General features: G+C 65.0%; 22 protein-coding genes. 12 read left to right on the forward strand and 10 right to left on the reverse strand.

Annotated elements, in window-relative coordinates:
* Positions 1-30: 30 nt before the first annotated feature.
* Genes nth through metG form a run of 3 tightly spaced genes read right to left on the reverse strand, consistent with a single transcriptional unit; the run spans position 31 to position 3,385 of the window.
* On the reverse strand, positions 31-669 hold the full coding sequence (nth, locus tag DVT68_RS13810; RefSeq protein ID WP_114825670.1) for an endonuclease III: 639 nt from the start codon (positions 667-669) through the stop codon (positions 31-33).
* Between the two features lie 9 nt (positions 670-678).
* Positions 679-1,281 carry an RnfABCDGE type electron transport complex subunit B gene (locus DVT68_RS13815; protein WP_114825671.1) on the reverse strand — a complete coding sequence of 201 codons (603 nt, stop codon included), beginning with the start codon at positions 1,279-1,281 and terminating at the stop codon, positions 679-681.
* Between the two features lie 4 nt (positions 1,282-1,285).
* The gene (gene metG, locus DVT68_RS13820; RefSeq protein ID WP_114825672.1) at positions 1,286-3,385 is read right to left on the reverse strand and encodes a methionine--tRNA ligase; all 2,100 of its coding nucleotides are present in this window, start codon (positions 3,383-3,385) and stop codon (positions 1,286-1,288) included.
* Between the two features lie 260 nt (positions 3,386-3,645).
* Here metG and DVT68_RS13825 point away from each other — a divergent pair, with 260 nt between their 5' ends.
* From DVT68_RS13825 to DVT68_RS13835, 3 genes are read left to right on the forward strand one after another with little or no spacing between them, the layout of a single operon-like run.
* The gene (locus DVT68_RS13825; protein WP_233523470.1) at positions 3,646-4,818 is read left to right on the forward strand and encodes an MFS transporter; all 1,173 of its coding nucleotides are present in this window, start codon (positions 3,646-3,648) and stop codon (positions 4,816-4,818) included.
* Complete coding sequence (locus tag DVT68_RS13830; RefSeq protein WP_114825674.1) at positions 4,815-5,456, forward strand: HAD family hydrolase; 642 nt, start codon at positions 4,815-4,817, stop codon at positions 5,454-5,456. The genes DVT68_RS13825 and DVT68_RS13830 overlap by 4 nt, the downstream gene beginning before the upstream one ends.
* Positions 5,449-6,252: a DeoR/GlpR family DNA-binding transcription regulator gene (locus DVT68_RS13835; RefSeq protein WP_114825675.1), complete on the forward strand. Its 804-nt coding sequence runs from the start codon at positions 5,449-5,451 to the stop codon at positions 6,250-6,252. Before DVT68_RS13830 ends, DVT68_RS13835 begins: the two co-directional genes overlap by 8 nt.
* A gap of 957 nt (positions 6,253-7,209) precedes the next feature.
* Here the strand turns inward: DVT68_RS13835 and DVT68_RS20455 are convergent.
* Complete coding sequence (locus DVT68_RS20455) at positions 7,210-7,761, reverse strand: GIY-YIG nuclease family protein (RefSeq protein WP_158543508.1); 552 nt, start codon at positions 7,759-7,761, stop codon at positions 7,210-7,212.
* 558 nt (positions 7,762-8,319) lie between these two features.
* Here DVT68_RS20455 and DVT68_RS13845 point away from each other — a divergent pair.
* Positions 8,320-9,240 carry a restriction endonuclease gene (locus DVT68_RS13845; RefSeq protein ID WP_114825853.1) on the forward strand — a complete coding sequence of 307 codons (921 nt, stop codon included), beginning with the start codon at positions 8,320-8,322 and terminating at the stop codon, positions 9,238-9,240.
* 678 nt (positions 9,241-9,918) lie between these two features.
* Here DVT68_RS13845 and DVT68_RS13850 read toward each other — a convergent pair.
* On the reverse strand, positions 9,919-10,365 hold the full coding sequence (locus DVT68_RS13850) for a DUF2147 domain-containing protein (protein ID WP_114825677.1): 447 nt from the start codon (positions 10,363-10,365) through the stop codon (positions 9,919-9,921).
* Positions 10,366-10,513: 148 nt separating this feature from the next.
* On the opposite strand from DVT68_RS13850, the gene apbC reads away from it, so the two are divergent.
* The gene (gene apbC / locus DVT68_RS13855; RefSeq protein WP_114825678.1) at positions 10,514-11,602 is read left to right on the forward strand and encodes an iron-sulfur cluster carrier protein ApbC; all 1,089 of its coding nucleotides are present in this window, start codon (positions 10,514-10,516) and stop codon (positions 11,600-11,602) included.
* The gene (locus DVT68_RS13860) at positions 11,599-12,165 is read left to right on the forward strand and encodes an NADPH-dependent FMN reductase (RefSeq protein WP_233523471.1); all 567 of its coding nucleotides are present in this window, start codon (positions 11,599-11,601) and stop codon (positions 12,163-12,165) included. The genes apbC and DVT68_RS13860 overlap by 4 nt, the downstream gene beginning before the upstream one ends.
* A 78-nt stretch (positions 12,166-12,243) precedes the next feature.
* Here the strand turns inward: DVT68_RS13860 and DVT68_RS13865 are convergent, their stop codons facing one another.
* Entirely contained in the window at positions 12,244-12,849 is a 606-nt protein-coding gene (locus DVT68_RS13865) for a hypothetical protein (RefSeq protein ID WP_199536066.1), read from the reverse strand.
* 349 nt (positions 12,850-13,198) lie between these two features.
* On the opposite strand from DVT68_RS13865, the gene dcd reads away from it, so the two are divergent.
* Together dcd and DVT68_RS13875 are read left to right on the forward strand one after the other, a co-directional pair.
* Positions 13,199-13,765 (forward strand): dCTP deaminase, encoded by a 567-nt coding sequence (gene dcd / locus DVT68_RS13870; protein WP_114825680.1) that lies wholly within the window; start codon positions 13,199-13,201, stop codon positions 13,763-13,765.
* Between the two features lie 129 nt (positions 13,766-13,894).
* Positions 13,895-14,356: a hypothetical protein gene (locus DVT68_RS13875; RefSeq protein ID WP_114825681.1), complete on the forward strand. Its 462-nt coding sequence runs from the start codon at positions 13,895-13,897 to the stop codon at positions 14,354-14,356.
* Between the two features lie 345 nt (positions 14,357-14,701).
* On the opposite strand, the gene DVT68_RS13880 is transcribed toward DVT68_RS13875, so the two are convergent.
* Complete coding sequence (locus DVT68_RS13880; RefSeq protein WP_114825682.1) at positions 14,702-15,118, reverse strand: HIT domain-containing protein; 417 nt, start codon at positions 15,116-15,118, stop codon at positions 14,702-14,704.
* Positions 15,115-15,786, reverse strand: coding sequence for a dienelactone hydrolase family protein (locus DVT68_RS13885; RefSeq protein ID WP_114825683.1), 672 nt, complete (start codon positions 15,784-15,786; stop codon positions 15,115-15,117). Before DVT68_RS13885 ends, DVT68_RS13880 begins: the two co-directional genes overlap by 4 nt.
* Positions 15,787-15,890: 104 nt before the next feature.
* On the opposite strand from DVT68_RS13885, the gene rimO reads away from it, so the two are divergent.
* From rimO to DVT68_RS13905, 4 genes are all read left to right on the forward strand, one after another.
* Positions 15,891-17,210, forward strand: a complete 1,320-nt coding sequence (rimO, locus tag DVT68_RS13890) for a 30S ribosomal protein S12 methylthiotransferase RimO (protein ID WP_114825684.1) — start codon at positions 15,891-15,893, stop codon at positions 17,208-17,210.
* 16 nt (positions 17,211-17,226) lie between these two features.
* Positions 17,227-18,054, forward strand: coding sequence for a DUF3025 domain-containing protein (locus tag DVT68_RS13895; RefSeq protein WP_114825685.1), 828 nt, complete (start codon positions 17,227-17,229; stop codon positions 18,052-18,054).
* Between the two features lie 233 nt (positions 18,055-18,287).
* Positions 18,288-19,328 (forward strand): phosphate/phosphite/phosphonate ABC transporter substrate-binding protein, encoded by a 1,041-nt coding sequence (phnD, locus tag DVT68_RS13900; protein ID WP_114825686.1) that lies wholly within the window; start codon positions 18,288-18,290, stop codon positions 19,326-19,328.
* Between the two features lie 76 nt (positions 19,329-19,404).
* The gene (locus tag DVT68_RS13905; RefSeq protein ID WP_114825687.1) at positions 19,405-19,911 is read left to right on the forward strand and encodes a hypothetical protein; all 507 of its coding nucleotides are present in this window, start codon (positions 19,405-19,407) and stop codon (positions 19,909-19,911) included.
* Positions 19,912-19,996: 85 nt separating this feature from the next.
* Here DVT68_RS13905 and greB read toward each other — a convergent pair whose 3' ends face one another.
* Both greB and DVT68_RS13915 read right to left on the reverse strand, forming a co-directional pair.
* Complete coding sequence (gene greB / locus DVT68_RS13910; protein ID WP_114825688.1) at positions 19,997-20,515, reverse strand: transcription elongation factor GreB; 519 nt, start codon at positions 20,513-20,515, stop codon at positions 19,997-19,999.
* A gap of 129 nt (positions 20,516-20,644) precedes the next feature.
* The gene (locus tag DVT68_RS13915; RefSeq protein WP_114825689.1) at positions 20,645-21,904 is read right to left on the reverse strand and encodes a hypothetical protein; all 1,260 of its coding nucleotides are present in this window, start codon (positions 21,902-21,904) and stop codon (positions 20,645-20,647) included.
* Positions 21,905-21,937: the final 33 nt, after the last annotated feature.

The raw sequence follows: 21,937 nt of genomic DNA on the forward strand, positions 1-21,937 counted from the left end.
CACGTTGTCTATGCCACTCGTCATGGTCGATCAGGCGTCGACGGTCTTTTCCTTGTAACGGCACAGGTCGCGTATGACGCAACGCGGACAATCGGGCTTGCGCGCCTTGCACACGTAACGTCCGTGAAGGATCAGCCAGTGATGCGCGTCCTGCTTGAATTCACCGGGCACGACCTTCTCCAGCTTGTCCTCGACCGCGCGCACGTCTTTGCCGGAGGCGAGACCAGTGCGGTTGGCGACGCGGAAGATGTGCGTGTCCACCGCGATGGTCGGATGGCCGAACGCCGTGTTGAGCACCACGTTCGCGGTCTTGCGGCCGACGCCCGGAAGCGCCTCGAGCGCGTCGCGCGTGCGTGGCACGTCGCCCTGATACTGCTCGACCAGGATGCGACACAGCGAGATCACATTCTTGGCCTTGCTGTTGAACAGGCCGATCGTGCTGATGAACTGCTTGAGCCTCTCCTCGCCCAGGTCGAGGATGGCCTGCGGCGTGTTAGCGACGGGGTAAAGCTTTTTTGTCGCCTTGTTCACGCCCACGTCGGTCGCCTGCGCCGACAGCACCACCGCGACGAGCAGCTCGAAAGGTGTCGTGTAGTTGAGCTCGGTGGTCGGGTGTGGATCCAGTTCGCGCAGTCGGGTGAACAACTCGACGACATCGGCCTTTTTCATCAGGATTCCCTAAGGCTTTCCTTGCTGTTTGGCCCTTGCGCGGGCGAGCGCGGCGAGCACGGGATTGGTTTCGGTGGTAACCGTGACCTCGGCCTTGCGCGCGGCCAGTTCCGATTCGCGCTGCGCCTGCTCTCGCGCCAGTCGCGTCTCGCGCCGCTGGAAATGCGCGCGGGCGGCGTCGGCGTGGGCCGGATCATCGACCTGCGAGAGCGGCATCGGCTCGAGCACGATGCAGTCGACCGGGCAGGCGGGCACGCACAGCTCACATCCGGTGCAGTCGTCGGCGATCACCGTATGCATCAGCTTGGCCGCACCCACGATGGCGTCGACCGGGCAGGCCTGGATGCATTTGGTGCAACCGATGCAATCGGCCTCGACCACGCGCGCCAGCATGCGCGGCTTCTCGACCCCATGTTCGGGATCGAGCGGCAGCTCGGGCACGTCCAGCAAGGCGGCGAGACGGGCGATGCCGGCGGCGCCGCCGGGCGGGCACTGGTTGATCTTCGCCTCGCCGCGCGCGATCGCCTCCGCATAGGGACGGCAACCGTGGTAACCGCATTGCTCGCATTGCGTCTGCGGCAGCAGCGCGTCGATGCGGTCAGCGAGCGTCATGGGATCAGCGAACAGTCGCGCCCGGCTTCGCGCCCTGGTCGGCGTCGAGCAGGAACAGGTCGCTGCCGCCGTCGCCGGCCGACAGGATCATGCCCTCCGAGAGGCCGAAGCGCATCTTGCGCGGCGCCAGGTTGGCGATGAACACCACGTTGCGGCCGACCAGCTTGTCCGGTTCGGCATAGGCGGCGCGGATGCCGGAGAAGATCTGGCGCTTGCCCAGCGGGCCGGCGTCCAGTTCGAAACGCAGCAGCTTGTCCGAGCCGTCCACGAATTCGCACACCAGCACCTTGCCGATGCGCAGGTCGAGCTTGGCGAAGTCGTCGATGCCGATGATGGCGGCGCCGTCGACGGCGGGGTTCGGGGTGGCGCTGGTCTCGCTCATGGTCTTGCTGGAATCCTTGGGCTTCTTGGGGGCAGGCTTGGTTTCGGCGGGGGCGAGGGAGTCCTTGGACATCTCCACCATCGCTTCGACATGCTTGGGATCGATACGTGCGAGCAGGGGCTCGAACACGTTGACGGTATGGTTGTGCAGTTCGGCGCGCGCGTCATCGAAGCCGCTGATCGGAGCGGCCAGGAAGCGCTCGGCGGCTTCCACCGTGACGGGCAGCACCGGCTTGAGCAGGCCCGCCAGCAGGCGGAACGCGGCCAGCGCGAACGAGCACACCTGGTGCAGTTCGGTGCGCAGGCTTTCGTCCTTGGCCATGGCCCACGGCGCCTTGGTGGCGATGTAGCCGTTGACCAGGTCGGCCATGGTCACGAAGCGGCGCGCCACTTCGGCGAAATCGCCGTGGCTGTACAGCGCCGGCACGTCGCCGTAGAGCGACAGCAACTCGCGCCACAGCTCGCGTTCCTCATGGCTGAAGCCCGGCGCAAGGCGTCCGTCGAAATACTTGTGCACGAAGCCTGCGGTGCGGCTGGCGATGTTCACCCACTTGCCGACGAGGTGCGAGTTCACGCGCTCCTCGAAGGCCTTCAGGTCCAGGTCCACGTCCACCGGCGTATCGCCCAGCATGCTGGCGAAGTAGTAGCGCAGGAACTCCGGATGCAGGCCGGCGTCGAGGTAGGTGCGCGCCTTGATGAAGGTGCCGCGCGACTTGGACATCTTCGCGCCGTTGACCGTGAGATAGCCGTTGACGTGCAGCGCGGTCGGCGTACGGAAACCTGCGCCGTGCAGCATCGCCGGCCAGAACAGGCCGTGGAAGTTGATGATGTCCTTGCCGATGAAGTGGTGCATCTCGGCGCGGCTGTCGGCCGCCAGGAAATCCTCGAACTTCAGGTCGGTGCGCTCGCACAGCGCCTTGAAGCTGGCGAGGTAGCCCACCGGCGCGTCCAGCCACACGTAGAAGTACTTGCCCGGCGCATCGGGGATGGGGAAGCCGAAGTAGGGCGCATCGCGCGAGATGTCCCAGTCCTTCAGGCCGCCGTCCAGCCACTCGCGCAGCTTGGCCACCACGCCGCTGTTGGCTACCGGCTGGCCACCGGTGAGCTTGCCGGCGAACCAGTCGCGCAGCAGCGGCTCGAACTTGCCGAGTTCGAAGAAGTAGTGCTCCGAATCGCGCAGCACCGGGGCCGCGCCGGACATCACCGAGTACGGGTTGATCAGGTCGGTGGGCGCATAGGTGGCGCCACAGTGCTCGCAGTTGTCGCCGTACTGGTCCGGCGTGCCGCAGTTGGGGCAGGCGCCCTTGATGTAGCGGTCCGGAAGAAACATTTCCTTTTCCGGATCGAACAACTGCTGGATATCGCGGCGCGCGATATAGCCGCCGTCGCGCAGGCGCGTATAAATCAGCGAGGCCAGCGCGCGGTTTTCTTCCGAATGGGTCGAGTGGTAGTGGTCGAACGCCACGTGGAAGGCGGCGAAATCGGCCTCGTGGCCGACGCGGATGCCTTCGATATAGGTTTCCGGCGAGAGGCCGGCCTTCTCGGCGGCCAGCATGATCGGCGTGCCGTGGGCGTCATCTGCGCAGACATACACCGCCTCGTTGCCCTGCATCCGCTGCGCGCGCACCCAGATGTCGGCCTGGATGTAGCCCAGCAGATGGCCAAGATGGAGCGGGCCATTGGCATAGGGCAGCGCGTTGGTGACGAGAAGGCGTCGGCTCATGGGCAGCGTTGGCGGATGGTGGGGTTGTTGATTATGGCATGGAGGGGCGTTCGGACGGCCGGGGAAGCCGGCGCTGAAGCCCGCGGTGTTCCGGCGCCATGCTTCGCGCGTCATCATCCGGGAAGCCGCGGCACTGTGCATGCTGGCGGAGGCGGGGATCGCGGGTTGTCCGCCGTAGGCCTGCATAAGCCTCGTCGCTTGATTGCACGATGTTGCACGGTTATATACATTCGTGCCTATTGATGCCTGCAGGAGTTTTCGTGGACCGCACTCCCGACATCGCCCTCATCGGCGCCCCACCTGCCTCGCTGGCGGCCGCGCGTCGATCGACACGGCTGATCTTCCTGGTCGCCGGCACCGGCATGTCGACCTGGGCGCCCATGGTGCCGTACGCCAAGGCCCGACTGGGGCTGGATGATGCCCAGCTCGGCCTCGCGCTGCTGGTGTTCGGCGGCGCCTCGATGGTGTCGATGCCGTTCGTCGGCTGGCTGGCCCATCGACTGGGCAATCGCACCCTGATCGTGGCCTCGGGCCTGCTGATGTGCCTGGCGCTACCCGCGCTGGCCTTCGTTACCAGCGTGGCGGCGCTGATCGCCACGCTGTTCTATTTCGGCGTGATGCTGGGCGCGGTCGACGTGGCGATGAACGCACATGCCGTTGATGTGGAACGGATGGATGGCGGCCGCCTGATGTCGGGTTTTCATGGTCTCTTCAGCCTGGGCGGACTGGCTGGCGCGGCCGTGATGAGTGGCTTGTTGGCCCTCGGCATGCCGCTGACGCCGGCCGCGACATTGGTTGCCGTGCTGCTGCTCGCGCTGGTGCTGTGGTTGCGCGCAGGTCTGCTCGACGATGCGCCGACGGCGTCCCACGCGCATCGGCCGAAGTTGGGGATGCCGCATGCGCTGGCGTGGCTGCTGGGATTGCTGTGTTTCGTCAGCTTCCTGGCGGAGGGCGCGATGCTCGACTGGAGCGCGGTGTTCATGCGCGACTTCCGTGGTGTGCCCGAGGCTTCGGCGGGTTTCGGCTACGCCGGTTTCTCGGTGGCGATGGCGGCTGGCCGCTTTGCGGGTGATCGGTTGGTGGGCCGCCACGGGCCGGCCTGGGCGCTGCGCATCGGCGGCTGCCTGGCGGCGGTGGGTTTCTTGATCGTGGCCGGCGTGCCCAGCGCGGCGGCGGCGTTGGGTGGCTTCGTGTTGATCGGCATTGGCGCGTCCAACATCGTGCCGGTGCTGTTCAGCGCGGCAGGGCGGTTGCCCGGCACGCCGCCGGCGATTGCCATCGCCACCGCGACCACCCTCGGTTATGTGGGCCTGCTGATCGGGCCGGCCCTGATCGGTTTCGTCGCGCATGCGAGCAGCCTGCCGATCGCGTTCGGAGGCGTGGCGGCCTTGTTGGTGTTGGTGAGCCTGTCGGCGAGGATCGTGCAGCGATGAGCAGGATGGTGAATACGGTCATCTTCGACCTGGGCAACGTGCTGATCGGCTGGGATCCGCGGCGTCTGTATCGGCAACTGATCGATGACGAGTCGCAGGTGGAGTGGTTCCTGCGCGAGGTCTGCAATAGCGCGTGGAACGAGCAGCAGGATGCGGGGCGTCCCTGGGTCGAGGCCACCGCCGTGCTGCGCCGGCAATTCCCCGAGCACGCGGCGCTGATCGACGCCTACCACCTGCGCTGGGAGGAAACCCTGGTGGGTCCCATCGAAGGGAGCGTGGCCGTGCTGGCGGCGCTGAAGCAACGCGGCGTGCGCCTGCTGGCGCTTACCAACTGGTCGCAGGAGACCTTCCCGATCGCGCGCCAGCTCTATCCCTTCCTCGGCTGGTTCGAGGGCATCGTGGTGTCGGGCGAGGAGCGGCTGGTCAAACCCGACCTGCGCATCTACCAGCGTTTGCTGGATCGCTATGCGGTCGATCCACGCACGGCGCTGTATATCGACGACTCGGCGCGCAACGTGATCGCCGCCGAAGCGCTGGGCATGCACGGTTGGTTGTTCCGCGATGCCGATGGCTTGCGCGAGCACCTGTTGGAACTCGGTTTGCTGGGAGAGCTTCCGCGCGAGGTCGCCGATGGCTAAGGCGACGACCGCGCCGTTGCAGTCCGGCGCGCTGCCGGAGGAGCGCCAGCAGCGCATCCTGGACCGCCTGCGCGGCGACGGACGCGTGGTCGCGGCGGAGCTGGCGCAGCTGTTCGAGGTGTCCGAGGACTCCATTCGCCGCGACCTGCGCGAACTGGCGGCGCAGGGCCTGTGCAAGCGCGTGTACGGCGGCGCGCTGCTGCCCGCCGCCACGCTCACCCCACTCAAGCAGCGCCGCATGGAACATTCCGCGCGCAAACAGGCGCTCGCGCGCAAGGCCGTGAGCCTGGTGCAGACCGGGCAAACCTTGCTGATCGACGCGGGCACCACCAACGCCGCGATCGCCGCGGCGCTGCCGCGGGACGCGGGCCTGACCGTCATCACCAATGCGCCGCACATCGCGCAGCTGCTGCTCGATCGCGAAGGTTTCGAGGTGTTGCTGATCGGTGGCCGGGTGGATCCCGCCATTGGCGGCACGATAGGCGCACAGGCGGTGGAGCAGGTGCGGCGTGTGCGGGCAGACCTGTGCTTTCCGGGCGCTTGCGCGATCGACGCGGCGCACGGACTGTGGGGATTCGACGGCGAGGAGGCGCTGTTCAAGCGCGCGATGATCGAGGCCAGCGATGAGACCGTGGTGGTGGCCACCGACGACAAGCTCGAAGCCGTGGCCCTGCATCAGGTGGCGGAGCTGTCGCGAGTGCAGCACCTGGTGGTGGAGCATTCGGCCGATCGCGCCACCCGCTCAGCCTTCGCCGCGCGCGGCGTGGCCGTGCACCGCGCCGAAGCGGGTCAATAATTCCTCATGGGCAGGCGCGCACTTGGTGCGAGGCCTGTCGATGCGCCGGATGTTTTCCACAGCGAATGTGGATGCACGCAGGAAAAGCCTGTGAAACATTCACTGCATCTTGCTGCGCTAACTTGCGCTACGTTGCACTAACTTCGCCTAACTTTTAGCGCAATTTTAGCGTTCTAAGCGATTGTATTTATCGAGATTTCTCGTACACAGATTTCGACGCCTCGCAATGCGCGCTGTGCTTGGGTTCAGCGCTTTGCAGCGGTAGCGCGCCGCGCTGTTGTGAGTCCGTTGTGAGTTTCCGAGTGCGAAATAAAGTTGTGAGTTAATGTTGTGAGTATGGTCGGAAAGCCGCACCAGATAAGGGTTCGTGCGGGTGGCCTGTGCGCATGCGAGGCAGAGACGTGGACCGTCATGCGGAATGTTTTCCACCGCCTATATGAATGCGCCGTGGGCAGGCCTGTGGAAAAGTCGGGTTCTGTGTTTTGCCGCCAGCGACTTGCTACGCGCTGCCGAATTTTTGCCCGGCGCGGCGGGTAGACAGTGTGTTTTCCACAGCGCTTGTGGATGGCGCGCGAACAAAGCTGTGGAAAAGTGACTTAACGTATAGTTGTCACAGGTTATGCGGACAGTCTGGTAAAGAATTGCGCATTGAGCGACCTGACCCTGCGCATCGCTGGTCAGGGCGGCACGAAGATCTGCGCAGTGTCTTGCGTTCATGGCAACCAATACCGTTTCGTAATTTCGAGAGAGCTTGCCGCTGCCATTTACGCAAAGCCGGCTCCGAGAGCCGCCTTTTGATCAACATTCGATCAGATCGCTGATGTCTGCATTGGGTCGGCAGCGTACGGTTTGATCCTTGGAACCCAGAACGATCACCGCCTTGGGACGGCCAGGCCCGACCCCGATCGATCAGCGCCTAGACGACTTCCCAGTTGCGAGGGGCTCTCGCGCAAATGGTCACCCGAGACTGGCCAGCACGTCATTCAGGGAATCCAAGGCCATATCTGCGTCACAGTCGAATAGCTCGGTGCACTCGGCTCCATAGCCCGGGGCGAGATACCCACCCACCGCCCGGTATTCCGCCAGGCTCTGATGCACCGCCGACTCAACTCTGCCGGCGTGATCTACCTCAACCTCCCAGCAGGCTACCCAATCCGTGGCGTAGCCATAGCCGATCCGATTGAGCATTGAAATGCGGGCCTGCACGTCCTTGGCGGTGCCTACCTTGCATAGCCCTGATTCTTCGGAAGTTGCAATGTAGACCCAGCCAGGCTCATCGTGCCGCCTCAAGAACGCTAATGCCGCCGGATTGCACTGGGCGCAGTGCCCGCTGCGGGTGCGCAGGGTGTGGCCGCCCTCTCGACAGGGGGAAACGCCGTACGCAACCCAAAGACCTTCGCTGGACATGAAGGCCTGGTAATCCTTTTTACGAATGCCCGTGGCGTCCATAACCTTGTCCCAAGGAACCTTGTGATGAAGCAGGAAGCTCGATTGTTCAATCGTGAGCATGGTTTCCCTCAGAAGGCGCAGGCTGTGGCGAAGTATGCGCGCGCCGCGTACCCACAATGACTGTCCGTAATGTGCGTGTTTTGGGTCGTAGGCGGACCTAAGCAGCTTGCTGGGATTTCGGCCCGACAGCAACGTCTGTGACGGCAAAGGCACCAGCCTCCCCCGAACAACCCTAACGGCATGGCCGGCCAGGCCGAGGTAGATCACTGGCAGTCCCCGCAGCGGGACTCGGAGAGCAAATCCTTTAGGAGCCGGGATGGGTGTATCTGCTTTCACGATAGCAAGTGGGCGGATCAGTAGGAGTCTCATCCCTACACAACCATGCGCGCTGCTAGTGCGACGGACGCCATTCGGTAAACCGCGACTTCACGACCAATCTCGTTGGCATTGCGGGCTTGGACTCCAAACGGTCGTGCTACTCAAAAGCGGGGAGTGTTGACGCCTAGCTGACCCTTGTCATGACCCGCAGTGCGCTCATTATGGGCACCGGGTTGGCGCTATCCTCCCCAACGAGCCACCGCACGAATCGATGCCACTTCGATGAGGTACCTGCCGAACATGGCCATTCCCGATTTCCAGACCCTCATGCTTCCTGTTCTGCGCTCCTCTGAATTGGGCGAGGTGAAGATTTCCGACGTAGTTCAATTGCTCGCTGACAAATTCCAGCTGACTGACGAGGAGAGGTCCGAACTTTTGCCATCCGGAAAACAGACCACCTTTGCTAATCGTGTTCATTGGGCAAAGAGCTATCTTGGCAAGGCAGGACTGGTCGAGCTGACCAAGCGGGCACATTTCAAGATAACCGACCGGGGGCGTGACGTACTGGCCATTCCACCCGAAAGGATCGACATTCGCTTTTTGGAAAAATTTCCAGAATTCGTTCAGTTCCGAGAAGCTAGTAACAGTATCGACAGCGTCGGTAAGGATTCGCCGGTGGCAGAAGCAGTTCAAGCAAGCCACATGACACCGGACGAAATTATTCGAAAAGCTCATGCAGAGCTGGATGATGACCTGAGTATCGATCTGCTTACTCGCGTCATTGCCGCTCCGCCCGAGTTCTTTGAACGCCTAGTTGTCCAATTGCTGCTGGCGATGGGCTACGGGGGATCTGCCGGCGAGGCAGGGCGAGCGCTTGGTAAGAGTGGTGATGGCGGTGTGGATGGCGTAATCGACCAGGATGCCTTGGGCTTGGATCGTATTTACGTACAGGCAAAGCGCTACTCGGACGGGAACAAAGTTGGGTCAGGAGCGATTCGAGACTTCTTCGGTTCGCTGGATCGCTTTAAGGCAGCAAAGGGGCTTTTCGTTACCACTTCCACCTTTTCACCCTCCGCGAGAGAAACTGCTGATTTCCTCAGCAAGCGTATCGTTCTGATCGATGGCCGGCAGCTAGCTAAGCTGATGATCAGGTACAACGTTGGCTGCCGCGTAGAAGAAACCATTCAGCTAAAGAAAGTCGACGAAGAATATTTTGAGTAGGCGTTGAATGGTTGGCTCGAGGATCAGTCGCGGCACGCTGATTCCGCCACATAACTCGAAAAGGGGCCCCATCTGGCTACACCCGGTAGCGCCTGGCTCTAGCCGATTGCTGCTCGCTGGTCAGTACCAACTGGGCGTTTTGCGCTCACTGGAGTCACGGTCCAGCGTGACCGGGATCCGCATCGGTGAGCACTGGCTCACGCGTCGTGGGGTAAAAGGGCTCCGGTGCGCGCTCCCTCTTATGCCCGACTGGCTGCTCCACCGCACTCCCGTTAGCCCAGCAACCCTTAAGGGGGTTGTTTTAGGCTGACCCACGGTGATCACGAAATTCGCGCGCGAATTTCGTGATCACGCAAAACCGCATCAGAGAGCCATTTCCGCGCCAGAGCTGGCGACGGCGGTCTGCGACAGGCAATGCGCCGAGGAAGGTCGTGACTTAGTTGTGAGTGGCCCTTCGCCACCTCGCTGGAAAACCGTTAGCCATCAAACAATTGGAGAGGCCGTCCACGGAAAGCCTGTGGATAGATGCGCTATCCGTTTGATCGCAAAGACGTCGTCACGCATTGGCGCGTGAATGCGCAGCGATAAGGGCAACTTGCTTCGTGCGAGGGGCGCCACCTTGCCGGGGGCGCGCCGGATGCGCCATCTCCCGCGCGGGGAGATGGCGGCAGCATGGACTTACTGCTGGCGCTGCCATTCCTGGCTGCGGCCGATCAGCGAAAAGCCGATATAACCGCGCACGGTGAGCTTGCTGCCGTCTTCGCTGGGCTGCAGCTTCACCTTGTAGACCTTGCCGGTCTTCGGGTCGAGGATCTTGCCGCCATCCCAGATGTCGCCGTCCTTGTGCACGCCCCACATGATGTTCATGCCCTCGATCGGCTTGTTCTTGCGCTCGCCGTCGCAGTTCTTGCAGATCGGGTGCGGGCCTTCCTCGGACTGCAGCACTTCCACCACCGTGGCCTTCAGTTCGCCGCCTTCGTCGGTGATCTTGACGATGGACTTGGGCTTGCCGGTTTCATCGTCGATGGTTTTCCAGGTGCCGACCGGGGTGTTCTCGGCGGCGAAAACGGCGCCGGCGCCCAGCATCAGGGCGGTGGCGACAGCAAGGCGGAGCAGGGACTTCATGGGTGGTCTCCCGTACGAGTCAGTATGGCCGGAGCCTGACCGAGACCGCGCAAGGCCGTCAAGCGGCAGTGCGAAAGCGTCACAGTCGGCCGGCTGGGGGCCTCGCGCTGGCATAATGGGCCATCCCCAAAACAGCCCCAGACCCGATATGACGCAGGCGAGTGAAGCCCTGGTACGCCGCATTCTTGGCGAGCTTGTAGACACCCACACCGGCGCGCCGATGGCCGACGCCGTGCGCGCCGTGGGCGTGGACGGCGATCGCGTTTCGGTGGACATCCAGCTCGGCTATCCCGCCGCTGACGCCATCGATGCCATCGCCGCCCGGGTGAAACAGGCGCTCGAAGCTGATCCGGCCATCGCCAGCGCCGCCGTGTCGATCGGCTCGCGCATTTATCCGCACAAGGTTCAGGGCACGCTGGCTCCGCTGCCGGGCGTGAAGAACATCATCGTGGTGGCCTCAGGCAAGGGCGGCGTGGGCAAGTCCACGGTGTCGGCCAACCTGGCGCTGGCGCTCGCCGCCGAAGGCGCCAAGGTCGGCGTGCTGGATGCGGACATCTACGGCCCCAGCCAGCCGCGCATGCTGGGCATCAGCGGCAAGCCGCAGTCGCCGGACGGCAAGACCATCGTGCCGATGGAGGCGCATGGCCTGCAGGCGATGTCGATCGGTTTCCTGGTCGATGAGGAAACCCCGATGATCTGGCGCGGCCCGATGGTCACCCAGGCCATGATGCAGCTGCTCAACGACAGCCGCTGGGAACAGCTGGACTACCTGGTGGTCGACCTGCCGCCGGGCACGGGCGACATCCAGCTCACGCTGTCGCAGAAGGTGCCGGTGGCCGGCGCGGTCATCGTCACCACGCCGCAGGACATCGCATTGCTGGACGCCCGCAAGGCGCTGAAGATGTTCGAGAAGGTCGAGGTGCCGGTGCTCGGCGTGGTGGAAAACATGGCCACCCACGTGTGCTCGAACTGCGGCCACGAGGAACACATCTTCGGCGAGGGCGGCGGCGAGCGCATGGCTGCGCAGTACGGCGTGGCCTACCTGGGTTCGCTGCCGCTGGACATTCGCATCCGCGAGCAGGCCGATGGAGGCACGCCGACGGTGGTGGCGATACCCGACTCCGATCTCGCCGCGCGCTACCGCGAGATCGCGCGCAATACCGCCGGGCGATTGGCCAGACAGCCGCGCAACAAGTCGCTCGGTCTGGGCAAGATCATGGTGCAGGGCACGCCGTGAGTCCGGATGCCGGACGGGGCAGGGCGCATCACGTGCTGTGCCTGTCCGGCAGTCTGCGGCGGCAATCGGGCAACACCGCCCTGTTGCGCGCAGCTGCTCAGTTGGCGCCGCCGTCGCTGCATTTTAGCCTCCATGACGGGCTGGCCAGCTTGCCGCCGTTCAATCCTGATGAGGAAATGGCCGCGTTGCCAACATCGGCAGCCGCCTTGCGCCATGCGGTGGGCCGTAGCGACGCGCTGTTGATCGCCTGTCCCGAATACGCCCATGGCGTGCCCGGCGCGTTCAAGAACCTGCTCGACTGGCTGGTCGGCAGCCTGGAATTTCCGGGCAAGCCGGTGGTGCTGTGGAACGCCTCGGCGCGCGATTCGCACCATGCGCAGGATGCCCTGCGCGAAATCCTCGTCACGATGTCGGCTTGCCTGGTCGAGCCCGCTTCCATCACCGTCCCGTTGCCCGGCTCCGGCTGCGATGTGGCGACCATCCTTGGCGACCCGGTGCAGCCGATGCGAATCCGCGCCGCGCTGGATGCCCTGGCTGGCGTGCTCGCCGCGACGCCTCGCTGAGCGGCAAGGCGCCTCGGCTCGGCCCCGGCGGGACGGGGCAGCGCTCCCCGTCCCATGTCCGGATGAAACGACTGTTGCTTACCGGCCCTGCCACTTGTTGCGGTGGATGGCCCGGCTGTTGCGGTTCTCGGCCTGCTGGACGTGGCGCTGCTCGTTGCGGTTGACGTAGCCGTTGGCGCCGGCGCGACGCTCCATGTGATCCACCCGGGCCTCGCGTCCTTCCAGTCGGGCGGTTTGCGCGTTGTTGAGCGAGCCCTTGCGCACGCCGTTATCGATGCGACGCTGCTGGTTGATGTCGCGCTGGACATCGGCCTGCATGCGGCGGGACGAAGCGGAGTTGGGGTTGCCTTCGTTGCTGTTGTGGGCGTCGCGATAGATGTCGCGACTCTGCACGTTTTCCGCGTGCTGGATCTGCGTCTGCTCCTGGCCGGTCAGCGGTCCCCGGCTCAGGTCGCGCTGTTCCATGCGGTCGACATGGGCCTGGCCCTGCTCCAGTTGCGAAGCCTCGCGCGTGGTGAGTTGACCGTCGCGCATGCCGTTGTCGATGCGCTGCTCCTGGTTCACGTTGCGCTGCAGATCCTGGTTCACGGGTACTTCCTGCGCGCCGGCGATGGCGGACAGGCCGAGGGTCGTTGCGGCAAAACCGATCAAAGCGATGCGACGGACACGATTGCGGTGCTGCATGGCGCTCTCCTCGTTGGCTGATGGTTGTTGACGTACCCGGGTGCTAGCGAAGAACGAGGCGTGCGGGGGCATGTTGACCATGGAGGAGAGGCAGGATTTAGCGGGCGCTCAGCCAAGGGCTTGCGGCAACCTGATCGATTCACTCGTGTTTTCAATGGGTTGGCCTTCAAGGCTTGCGCGCATCTTGCGAAATATTGCGATGAAACGGGCGCACGCCGGGGCGGTCGGCGGGCCTGTCCCCGGCGACGGTCAACCGCTCGGCTGGCGACCGGGCGGTCGATCCGCTATTTTTTCCCCCTTATGCCTAGCCCTGATCGGGCAACCGGCACGGAGTTAACGGGGAGTCTGAGTGAGCATCAAATCCGACAAGTGGATCCGCCGCATGGCCGAGCAGCACGGCATGATCGAGCCGTTCGAGCCGGGCCAGATCAAGACGCGTGGCGGCGACAAGCTGGTGTCCTATGGCACCTCGAGCTACGGCTACGACGTCCGCTGCGCGCGCGAGTTCAAGATCTTCACCAACATCAACTCCACCATCGTCGACCCGAAGTCGTTCGACCCGACCAGCTTCGTCGACGTGGAGGCGGACGTCTGCATCATTCCGCCCAACTCGTTTGCGCTGGCGCGCACGGTCGAGTACTTCCGCATCCCGCGCAAGGTGTTGACCATCTGCCTGGGCAAGAGCACCTATGCGCGCTGCGGCATCATCGTCAACGTGACGCCGCTGGAGCCGGAGTGGGAAGGCCACGTGACGCTGGAGTTCTCCAACACCACGCCGCTGCCCGCAAAAATCTACGCCAACGAGGGCGTGGCCCAGATGTTGTTCCTTGAGTCCGACGAGGAATGCGAGACCAGCTACAAGGATCGTGGCGGCAAGTACCAGGGCCAGCAGGGCGTGACCTTGCCCCGCACCTGACTCTGTGCGCCCCGAGACGCGAAGGCGGTCACGGGGCGCCTGAACGATTGCCGTCCGGGGCCGCTGCACGGGCCCGGGGCGGCGCTACACTTCGATATGTTCACACCAATGCATTGCAGGAGATCCCGCATGACCCGTTTTTCCACGCTGCTGACCCGTGGGGCCGCAGCCATCCTGCTGGGCAGCATGCTGGTGCTGACCGGTTGCCATCGCGGCAGCGCCAAGGACGAAGTGCGCACCGCCGACATGAGGAGCCAGTTCGACGCCGTGATCCAGGCGTACAAGAGCGGCCAGTTCATCGTCGATGGCGCCGTGCTTTCGGCGCTGGATACCGGCAGCCACTTCGCCTACCTCAAGGATCAGGGCAAGTTGCCGAAGACCGTGCTGCTCGAGCCCAGTGACGACTCCAAGGTGCGCAAGCAGCACCTGCAGTACATGGCGCGCCTGCAGATCGACTACGGCTTCACCGTCTACTACGACGACGGTGGCGTGCTGAAGAAGATCAGCGTCGTCGATACCAAGGCCCGCGACCTGGAAGACTACAAGGCGCCGGTGAAGGCCGATACGCCGCCCCCGCAGCAGCACATGTAATCGCTGCATACGGAACACCGAAGCCCGCGGAGCGATCCGCGGGCTTTTTTTGTGGGGTTTGCGGTGACGTTGGTTGCACGCGCGACGCCCTCCCGCAGCGCGGCTCTTGTGAAGGAGGGCGCCCTGCGTGCGATCTGTCGCCAGCTCGAATGTTTTCCACAGCGAATGTGGATGCGCGCGAGGAAAGCCTGTGGATAGATGCGCTATGTGACTGATGGCAATGAAGCTGCGACGCGGTGATGCGCGATTGCGCAGCGGCAGGGCGAGGTTGGATCGCGCACAGGGCGCGCTCTTTCAGAGGCAGGGCTTTTTCAGGAAACGCGCCTCGTGCGCGTCAGGCCCGTCTTATCGCGCCAATGCCTTGCGCAGCGCTTCCAGCATCCGCGCCAGCGCCTCGGCTTCGTACGCCACGGCCTTGCCGCTGCCCCACACCGGGCCTGGCCACGCCGCATCGCCTTCGCGGCGGCCGACCACATGCACGTGCAACTGGCGGACGATGTTGCCGAGCGCGCCGAGATTGAGCTTGTCGTGGGGGGCCGTTTCGCGAAGCGCCTGGGACGCCAGCTTGACCTCCCGCCACAGCACGCATTGCTCATCGTCGGCGAGGTCGCATATCTCGACGAGCCCGGCGCGACGTGGCGTCAGCACCAGCCAGGGAAAGCGTGTGTCGTTCATCAGCCGCACGTCGCACAGGGCGAGCGAGGCCACCAGCACGGTGTCAGCGGCGAGGCGCGGGTCAAGCTCGAAGGTCGTCTCGCTCATGCGCCGTGCGCCAGGTGCTGCTCGAAGAAGGAAAGGGTGCGCTGGTAGGCCAGTCTGGCGCTTGAGGGGTCGTACTGGGCGCCCACGTCGCGATTGAAGGCATGGTCGGCCGGGTAAGTGAACACTTCCATTTGTGGCAGCATCTGGCGGTGCTTCTCCACCATCTCCGGCGGGATGCTCTTGTCCTTCTCGCCGAAGTGGAACATGACTGGCGCCTTCGGCTTCTCACCGAGGAAAGGCACGTTGCGCGCGCCGTAGTAGCTCACCGAGGGCAGGCCCAGGCGCATAGCCGCGAGCATCGCCACCGTGCCGCCCCAGCAGTAGCCCACCGTGCCGATGCGCCCGGCGGAGGAGATCGCCTCGGCGGCGCTGGCCACGTCTTCCACCGCGCGTTCCAGCCCCAGTTCCGTCACCAGTTCGCGGCCGCGTGCGTATCCGGTTTCGTTGTAGCCCAGCTCCACGCCGGTCTCGAGATGGTCGAAGAAGCTCGGCGCGACAGCGGTGTAGCCGGCCTCGGCGTAGCCATCGGCGACGCGGCGGATGTGCTCATTCACCCCGAAAATCTCCTGGATCACCACGACGCCGCCCTTGGGCTTGCCCGCAGGCGTGGCCAGATAGGCGCCGATGCACTGCATGCGCGTGGTGTTGAGGTTGATGGTCTGGCCCATGGCGACGCTCCCTCGGTAGTGAGACAGTCATTGTAGTCGTTCAGGGATTGGGACCGACCTGAGCTATAATCGTCCGTTTTCCGCATAGTTACGGTTGCCCCTTCATGTCGCAGGCCTCGCCCAAAGTCGGTTTCGTCAGTCTTGGCTGTCCCAAGGCCCTGGTCGATTCCGAGCGCATCCTCACCCAGCTGAAGGTCGAGGGTTACGAGATCGTGCCCAGCTACGGCGCGGCCGACGCGGTGGTGGTCAACACCTGCGGCTTCATTGATGCGGCTGTGCAGGAATCGCTGGACGCGATCGGCGAAGCGCTGCACGAGAACGGCAAGGTGATCGTCACCGGTTGCCTGGGCAAGCGCTCGGAGCTGATCCGCGAGGCCTATCCGGACGTGCTCGCCATCACCGGCCCGCAGGACTACGCCAGCGTGATGAGCGCGGTGCACTCGGCGCTGCCGCCCCAGCGCAATCCGCTGCTGGACATCATTCCGGACACCGGCATCAAGCTCACGCCCAAGCACTACGCGTACCTGAAGATTTCCGAGGGCTGCAACCATCGCTGCAGCTTCTGCATCATCCCGTCGATGCGCGGCGACCTCGTGTCGCGTCCGGTCGATGAAGTGCTGGTGGAAGCCGAGCGCCTGGTGAAGGGCGGCGTGAAGGAACTGCTGGTGATCTCGCAGGACACCAGTGCTTACGGCGTGGACGTGAAGTACGCCGAGCGCCAGTGGCGCGACAAGAGCTACCGCACGCGTATGACCGAGCTGTGCGATGGCCTGTCCGAGCTGGGCGTGTGGACGCGACTGCACTACGTCTACCCGTACCCGCACGTGGACGAGGTGATGCCGTTGATGGCGGAGGGCAAGATCCTTCCGTACCTCGACATTCCGTTCCAGCACGCCAGCCCGCGCATCCTCAAGCTGATGAAGCGCCCGGGCAACATCGACAAGACGCTCGAGCGCATTCGCAACTGGCGCAAGGCGGTGCCGGATCTCACCATCCGCAGCACCTTCATCGTGGGTTTCCCGGGCGAAACGGACGCGGAGTTCGAGGAGCTGCTTGACTTCCTGCGCGAGGCGGAGCTCGACCGCGTCGGCGCGTTCGCCTATTCGCCGGTGGAGGGCGCCAAGGCCAACGAGTTGCCCAATCCGGTCTCGGAAGAACTCAAGGAAGATCGCCTCGAGCAGTTCATGGCGGTGCAGGCGGAAATCTCCGCCGCCAAGCTGCAGCGCAAGATTGGTCGCACGCTGAAGGTGCTTGTCGATGAAGCAGGCGCCCATGGCGCGGTCGCGCGTTCCGCGTCCGACGCGCCGGAAATCGACGGCGTGGTGCATATCGCCAACGGGCAGCTGCTGAAGCCCGGCCAGTTCGTCGACGTGGTGGTCGAAGACGCCGACGAGCACGACCTGCACGCCCGCCTGGCGGGCTGATGCGCGGCGCGGCGTGATGCGCTACATCGCGCCGCAGCGGGGCACGGTCGATCCCGCGGCCTTTTCACGGTGGCCGCTGTCGGGCTGGCGTGAGTACGCCGCGTGGCTGGAATCGGAGTCGTGGCCGCTCATCGCCCAGCTCAATGCCGCGCGCCCGGTCGACATGGCCGAGCGCTTCGAGGCCCAGACGCCGTCCCTGCTCGGGGACGGCCTGCATTACGAGCAGCGCATCGCGCAGCGTGGAGTGATCGCCACGCGCGAAGCGAACTGGCATGACCTGTTCAACGCCATGGTCTGGCTGCGTCACGGCGCCCTCAAGCGCGCGCTCAACGCACAACAGGTAGCCGAGATCGGTCACATGGGCCCGCGCGAGCGCTCGCGTCCGCAATACGCCATGACCCACTTCGACGAGGCCGGAGTGATCGTGATGCTGCGCGACCATGCCCTGCTGGAGCTATGGGATGCCCACGACTGGCATGGGCTGTTCTGGCGTCAGCGCGAGGCCTGGCTCGATGGGCGCGCCCGCTTGGAAGTATTCGGGCACGCCTTGCTGGAGCATGCGCTGACGCCAGACAAGCTGCTCGTCGGCAAGGCCCTGGTGGTCGTCGGCGATGCTCCGCTGGACCATGCTGTCGCCCACTGCGCCCGCGCCATTGGCGCAGGGCAGTTGCTGCGTGACCCGTTGGAGTTGCGGCCCTTGCCACTGTCCGGACTGCCGGGTTGGCATCCCGCCAATGGCTGCGAGGACTTCCATCGCGAAGCCGCCTGCTACCAGCCGCGCCGCGCCGGGCGCAGCTATCCACAGCCGCTGCAGATCTGGAAAACACTCGAAGAACGCCACTGAGGAGCGCCATCAGTGCTCCGTTGCGAAAGGGTGCCGTTTGCGCGACTCACTGACGTGGGTGTCAGCGTCGTGCCCGCGCATGGAGTGCGCTCCTGCATGGGCATCGAGTGTTACCCAAACGATACAGAAAACCGGGTATTCCAGCCGCCAAAGGCCCGCCAGGGCGCGAAAAATTGCGAGGGGCCCGCAATCGCGCTACAACGCTGGTGCAGCGGAGCGCGGGGAGAAGTCCGATGGACACGGCTCATCGATGGCGCAGGGGAGCACGCTGGGCTGGCCGATGGCAGGCCGGCCTGTTGGCCTGGCTGGTGGTCCTGGCAGCGCCCGTGTGGGCGGGCGATGTCGTGCCTGCGCCTACGCCGGCGATCCGCTTTGGCATCCTGCCGATCGGCAGTGCGGCCGAATCCCGTCAGCAATGGCAGCCGCTGTTGCAGGATCTCGAAAAGAAGCTGGGGCATCCGGTGACGGCGGTGTCGGTGAGCAGCTATGCCGGCCTGTCCGGCGCGATCAGCGAGCAGCGCGTGGATATCGCCTTCCTCTCCGGGCGCCTCGCCATCGAAGCGGTGCAGCACCAGCGCATGGGCGTGATCGCGCAATTCGTGCGCAGCGACGGGGCCAAGGGCAACGTGGCCTTGCTGATCGTGCGCAGCGACAGCCCGATACATTCGCTGAAGGACCTGCTGGCCAAGCCGCGGTATTGGCGCTATGCGCGTGGCGAGACGCTGTCGGTCACCGGGTACGTGGCGCCCGAGGCGGAAGTGTTCGCCCCGAGGGGGCTGAACTCGGACACCTTCTTCGCCAGCGTCCGCGTCGGCAACCACCAGAACAATGCGCTCGCGGTGGTCAACGGCGAGGTGGACGTCGCCACCAACAACAATCCCGATCTGGACCTGTTCCGTCGTACTTTTCCCGATGAGGCGGCGCAGGTCCGGGTGATCTGGCGCTCCACCCTGATCCCCACGGGTGTACTGGTCGTACGCGATAACCTGCCCGAACCCTTGCGAAGCCAGTTGGTGGCGTTCATGCGAGCCTACGGCCAGTCGCCCGGGGCGGCCGGGGATCGCGAGCGGGCGAACCTGGCGCGCATCCCTGACCTGGCCGGTTTCGCCGCCGCCGACAATCGTGTGCTGCAGCCCTTCATCGAACTGGAGTTCCAGCTGATCCGCGAGCAGGCAGCGCATGCCCGCTGGGTCAACGAGCAGGCGCGTGACGCGCGTCTGCAGCAGATCGACGTCGACTACCGCAAGGCCACCGCGCTGCTGGATCGCCACTGAAGTGGCATTCAAGCGCGTGATGCTAGGGTGGCGGCCTGCTGCACCGTCCGGCTTCCCACCATCCCACGGAGTTCCCATGCCTGCCTTCGATCGATTCCTGCGCGCCTGCTGCCTTGGCCTGCTGGCGGCCGTGATCGGCATCGCGCCGCTTGCCCATGCCCAGACCGCGCCTTCGGGCCTGCCCGAGGCCGACAAGCAACAGATCAAGAGCTACACGCTCAACGAGGACGTGTTCAATCGCCTGGCTGCGGCCACACGTGAGGCGCAAAGCACCGGCATCCGGCCGCAGGCGGCGCCCGATCCCACCAAGGTGCACAGCCTCAACGACCTGGCGAATCAGGCGATGGCCGGCGATCCGCGCATTCCGGCGCTGGTGAAGAAGTACGGCTTCACGCCGCGCGAGTTCATCCTCGCCAATATCGCGCTGACCAACGCGATCCTGGCGGTGCAGGCGCGCAACGACCCGGCCCTCGCCAGCAACCTCAACCAGGTCTGGGTCAATCCCGAAAACATCCGCTTTGTCGACGCGCATCAAGCCCAGATCGCGGCGCTGATGCAGCCAGCCCAACCGGCGCAGCCGTAAGCGCGCCTAGCGATGCCGCGTCGGTATCGCCTGGATTCGCCCATCTGACGGGCTCAGGTCGCTGCGGAGTGTTGGCGGCGGACCCTCAGCCAGGGCATCCCTGGTCGAGGTACTCGACCGCCACGATCACGAAGCGCGTGCGCCCGCCCGGCAGTTCGGCTTCGAATTCGTCGTCCAGGCGCTTTTTCAGCGCTGCCCTGGCCAACGGCGAGTCGATGCTGATCCAGCCCTGGCGGGCGTCGGTCTCGTCCGGACCGACGATGCGATACAGCACGCTTTCGCCGGAGTCGACGTTCTCCAGTTCAATGCTGGCGCCGAAAAACACCACGCTGCGGTCTGCCGGCGCGCCTTCGGCCACTTTCAGCGACGGGATGCGCTTGCTCAGGTAGCGCACACGGCGGTCGATCTCTCCGAGCTGCTTCTTGCGATAGGTGTATTCGGCGTTCTCCGAACGGTCGCCCTCGGCCGCGGCGGCCGCCAGCGCTTTCACCACCTCCGGTCGCAGCGTGTGCCAGAGATGGTCGAGTTCGGCCTTGAGCTTTTCGAAGCCGTCGCGGGTGATGATGGCGGTGGAGTGGGGAGCAGGCGGGCGCCAGCGACTCATGTTCGGAAGATCCAATGCACGACCGGTTGGCAGGCGATTTTATCGGCAGTAGGGGCGGTAGGCGCAGCGGTGCGATGCAAATCGTCGGTCCGGCATGAGGGCCCGCGGGGACGCTGGCGGACGCCCAGTTCAGGCCGGGTCGGGCCGTTGCTGTAGTTGCTGCGCCAGGGTCACCATCTCTTCGTGCAGCGGATGCTGCGGCCAGGCCGCCGCGAGCCGACCAAGCAGCACGCCTGCCTCGGTGCGCTGGCCGAGCTCCTGGGACAGCAGCCGCGCCGCCAGCAAGCCGACGCGAGGCGCCTCGGGTGAGCGCGGCCACCGGGTCAGGAAGCCGCGGCAAAGTTTGAGCGCCAGCCGGCTCATGCCTGCGCGTGCGGCCTGTTCGGCCAAGGCGGCGGCGTTGCCCGGGTCGTCCGGCACGAAGCCGGCATCCAGCTCCAGGCAATCCTGCGCCAGGCCCAGCGCGCGGCGCGATTCGCCGTTGGCCATCAGCGCGGCGATCCAGATCTGGCCATGCTCCAGCAGTCCGTCGCGCAGGCCTTCCTGGCGCAGCAGGTCGCGGTAGGCCTGGTGCAGCGATGCCGGCGCGCTGCGGTCCTGCATGCGCGCGACCAGCAGGGCGATCGCGGCGCGCCGATCGGTCGCGGCGACGGCCTGAACCTGGTCGAGCAGCTGAGTGTCGGCATCCTGGCCACTCTCGCGAACCAGCTCTTCGGCCTCCGGCTCAAGGCCGAAGCTCTCGTGCCGCTGGTGGATCATCGCGCCCATGAGGTGCAGGTTGAGGATGATGAGGTAGGTGTAGGCGAAGCCGAACAGCGGCAGTGCGAACACCCGGGGCAGGTACGCCGTGGCGACGGAAGCGGCCACGATCAGCGCGCCGGTGAGGAGGTTGAGCCCAACCGGGATGAGGTAGGCGGCGCCGAAGCGGCCGATCACGTCCCACCAGGTCACCGGGCTCATGGCCAGTTCCAGATTGCCGTCGAAGGCGAGGGACATGTCGATGGCGGGCAGCATCACCGCGAACAGGACCATCAGCGGCCACAGTGCGGGTGGATAGAAGAGCGCGCTCAGCAGGCACAGCGCCATGGCGAACAGATGGATCGCCATCAGCCCGTTGCCGGCCGCCGGATTCTCTTCCACGCCCACGTCGGGCGGATCGGCGTAGCCGTTGGCGGTATGCAGCAGGCAGGTGGCCGCGTAGCGCCAGGTGGCGGCCCACAGCGCGAAGCTGGCGAAGATGCCCATGAAGGCCGGCAGGATCGCCAGGCAGTGCAGTAGTGCAAGCACCACGCAGGAGGCGAGGCCCGCGCCGCGCACGGGATAGCCGAGACCGGCGACAAAGCGCTCGGCGAAGGGTGTGTCGGGCGAGACGGTGGCGATGCGAGGCATGGATTCCCTTGGTTGTCTTGTTCCCTGGATCGG

It is taken from the genome of Dyella solisilvae (assembly GCF_003351225.1).
Lineage (GTDB): Bacteria > Pseudomonadota > Gammaproteobacteria > Xanthomonadales > Rhodanobacteraceae > Dyella > Dyella solisilvae.

What these genes read in the sequence shown, in the direction of transcription:
- DVT68_RS13830 (WP_114825674.1), top strand. Translation starts at nt 4,815, where the DNA reads ATGAGCAGGATGGTGAATACGGTCATCTTCGACCTGGGCAACGTGCTG.
- DVT68_RS13880 (WP_114825682.1), bottom strand. Translation starts at nt 15,118, where the DNA reads ATGAGCGAGACGACCTTCGAGCTTGACCCGCGCCTCGCCGCTGACACC.
- DVT68_RS13905 (WP_114825687.1), top strand. Translation starts at nt 19,405, where the DNA reads ATGCCTGCCTTCGATCGATTCCTGCGCGCCTGCTGCCTTGGCCTGCTG.
- DVT68_RS13845 (WP_114825853.1), top strand. Translation starts at nt 8,320, where the DNA reads ATGGCCATTCCCGATTTCCAGACCCTCATGCTTCCTGTTCTGCGCTCC.
- DVT68_RS13815 (WP_114825671.1), bottom strand. Translation starts at nt 1,281, where the DNA reads ATGACGCTCGCTGACCGCATCGACGCGCTGCTGCCGCAGACGCAATGC.
- greB (WP_114825688.1), bottom strand. Translation starts at nt 20,515, where the DNA reads ATGAGTCGCTGGCGCCCGCCTGCTCCCCACTCCACCGCCATCATCACC.
- DVT68_RS13835 (WP_114825675.1), top strand. Translation starts at nt 5,449, where the DNA reads ATGGCTAAGGCGACGACCGCGCCGTTGCAGTCCGGCGCGCTGCCGGAG.
- DVT68_RS20455 (WP_158543508.1), bottom strand. Translation starts at nt 7,761, where the DNA reads ATGCTCACGATTGAACAATCGAGCTTCCTGCTTCATCACAAGGTTCCT.
- DVT68_RS13915 (WP_114825689.1), bottom strand. Translation starts at nt 21,904, where the DNA reads ATGCCTCGCATCGCCACCGTCTCGCCCGACACACCCTTCGCCGAGCGC.
- DVT68_RS13850 (WP_114825677.1), bottom strand. Translation starts at nt 10,365, where the DNA reads ATGAAGTCCCTGCTCCGCCTTGCTGTCGCCACCGCCCTGATGCTGGGC.
- phnD (WP_114825686.1), top strand. Translation starts at nt 18,288, where the DNA reads ATGGACACGGCTCATCGATGGCGCAGGGGAGCACGCTGGGCTGGCCGA.
- metG (WP_114825672.1), bottom strand. Translation starts at nt 3,385, where the DNA reads ATGAGCCGACGCCTTCTCGTCACCAACGCGCTGCCCTATGCCAATGGC.
- rimO (WP_114825684.1), top strand. Translation starts at nt 15,891, where the DNA reads ATGTCGCAGGCCTCGCCCAAAGTCGGTTTCGTCAGTCTTGGCTGTCCC.
- DVT68_RS13865 (WP_199536066.1), bottom strand. Translation starts at nt 12,849, where the DNA reads ATGCAGCACCGCAATCGTGTCCGTCGCATCGCTTTGATCGGTTTTGCC.
- DVT68_RS13885 (WP_114825683.1), bottom strand. Translation starts at nt 15,786, where the DNA reads ATGGGCCAGACCATCAACCTCAACACCACGCGCATGCAGTGCATCGGC.
- DVT68_RS13895 (WP_114825685.1), top strand. Translation starts at nt 17,227, where the DNA reads ATGCGCTACATCGCGCCGCAGCGGGGCACGGTCGATCCCGCGGCCTTT.
- apbC (WP_114825678.1), top strand. Translation starts at nt 10,514, where the DNA reads ATGACGCAGGCGAGTGAAGCCCTGGTACGCCGCATTCTTGGCGAGCTT.
- nth (WP_114825670.1), bottom strand. Translation starts at nt 669, where the DNA reads ATGAAAAAGGCCGATGTCGTCGAGTTGTTCACCCGACTGCGCGAACTG.
- DVT68_RS13875 (WP_114825681.1), top strand. Translation starts at nt 13,895, where the DNA reads ATGACCCGTTTTTCCACGCTGCTGACCCGTGGGGCCGCAGCCATCCTG.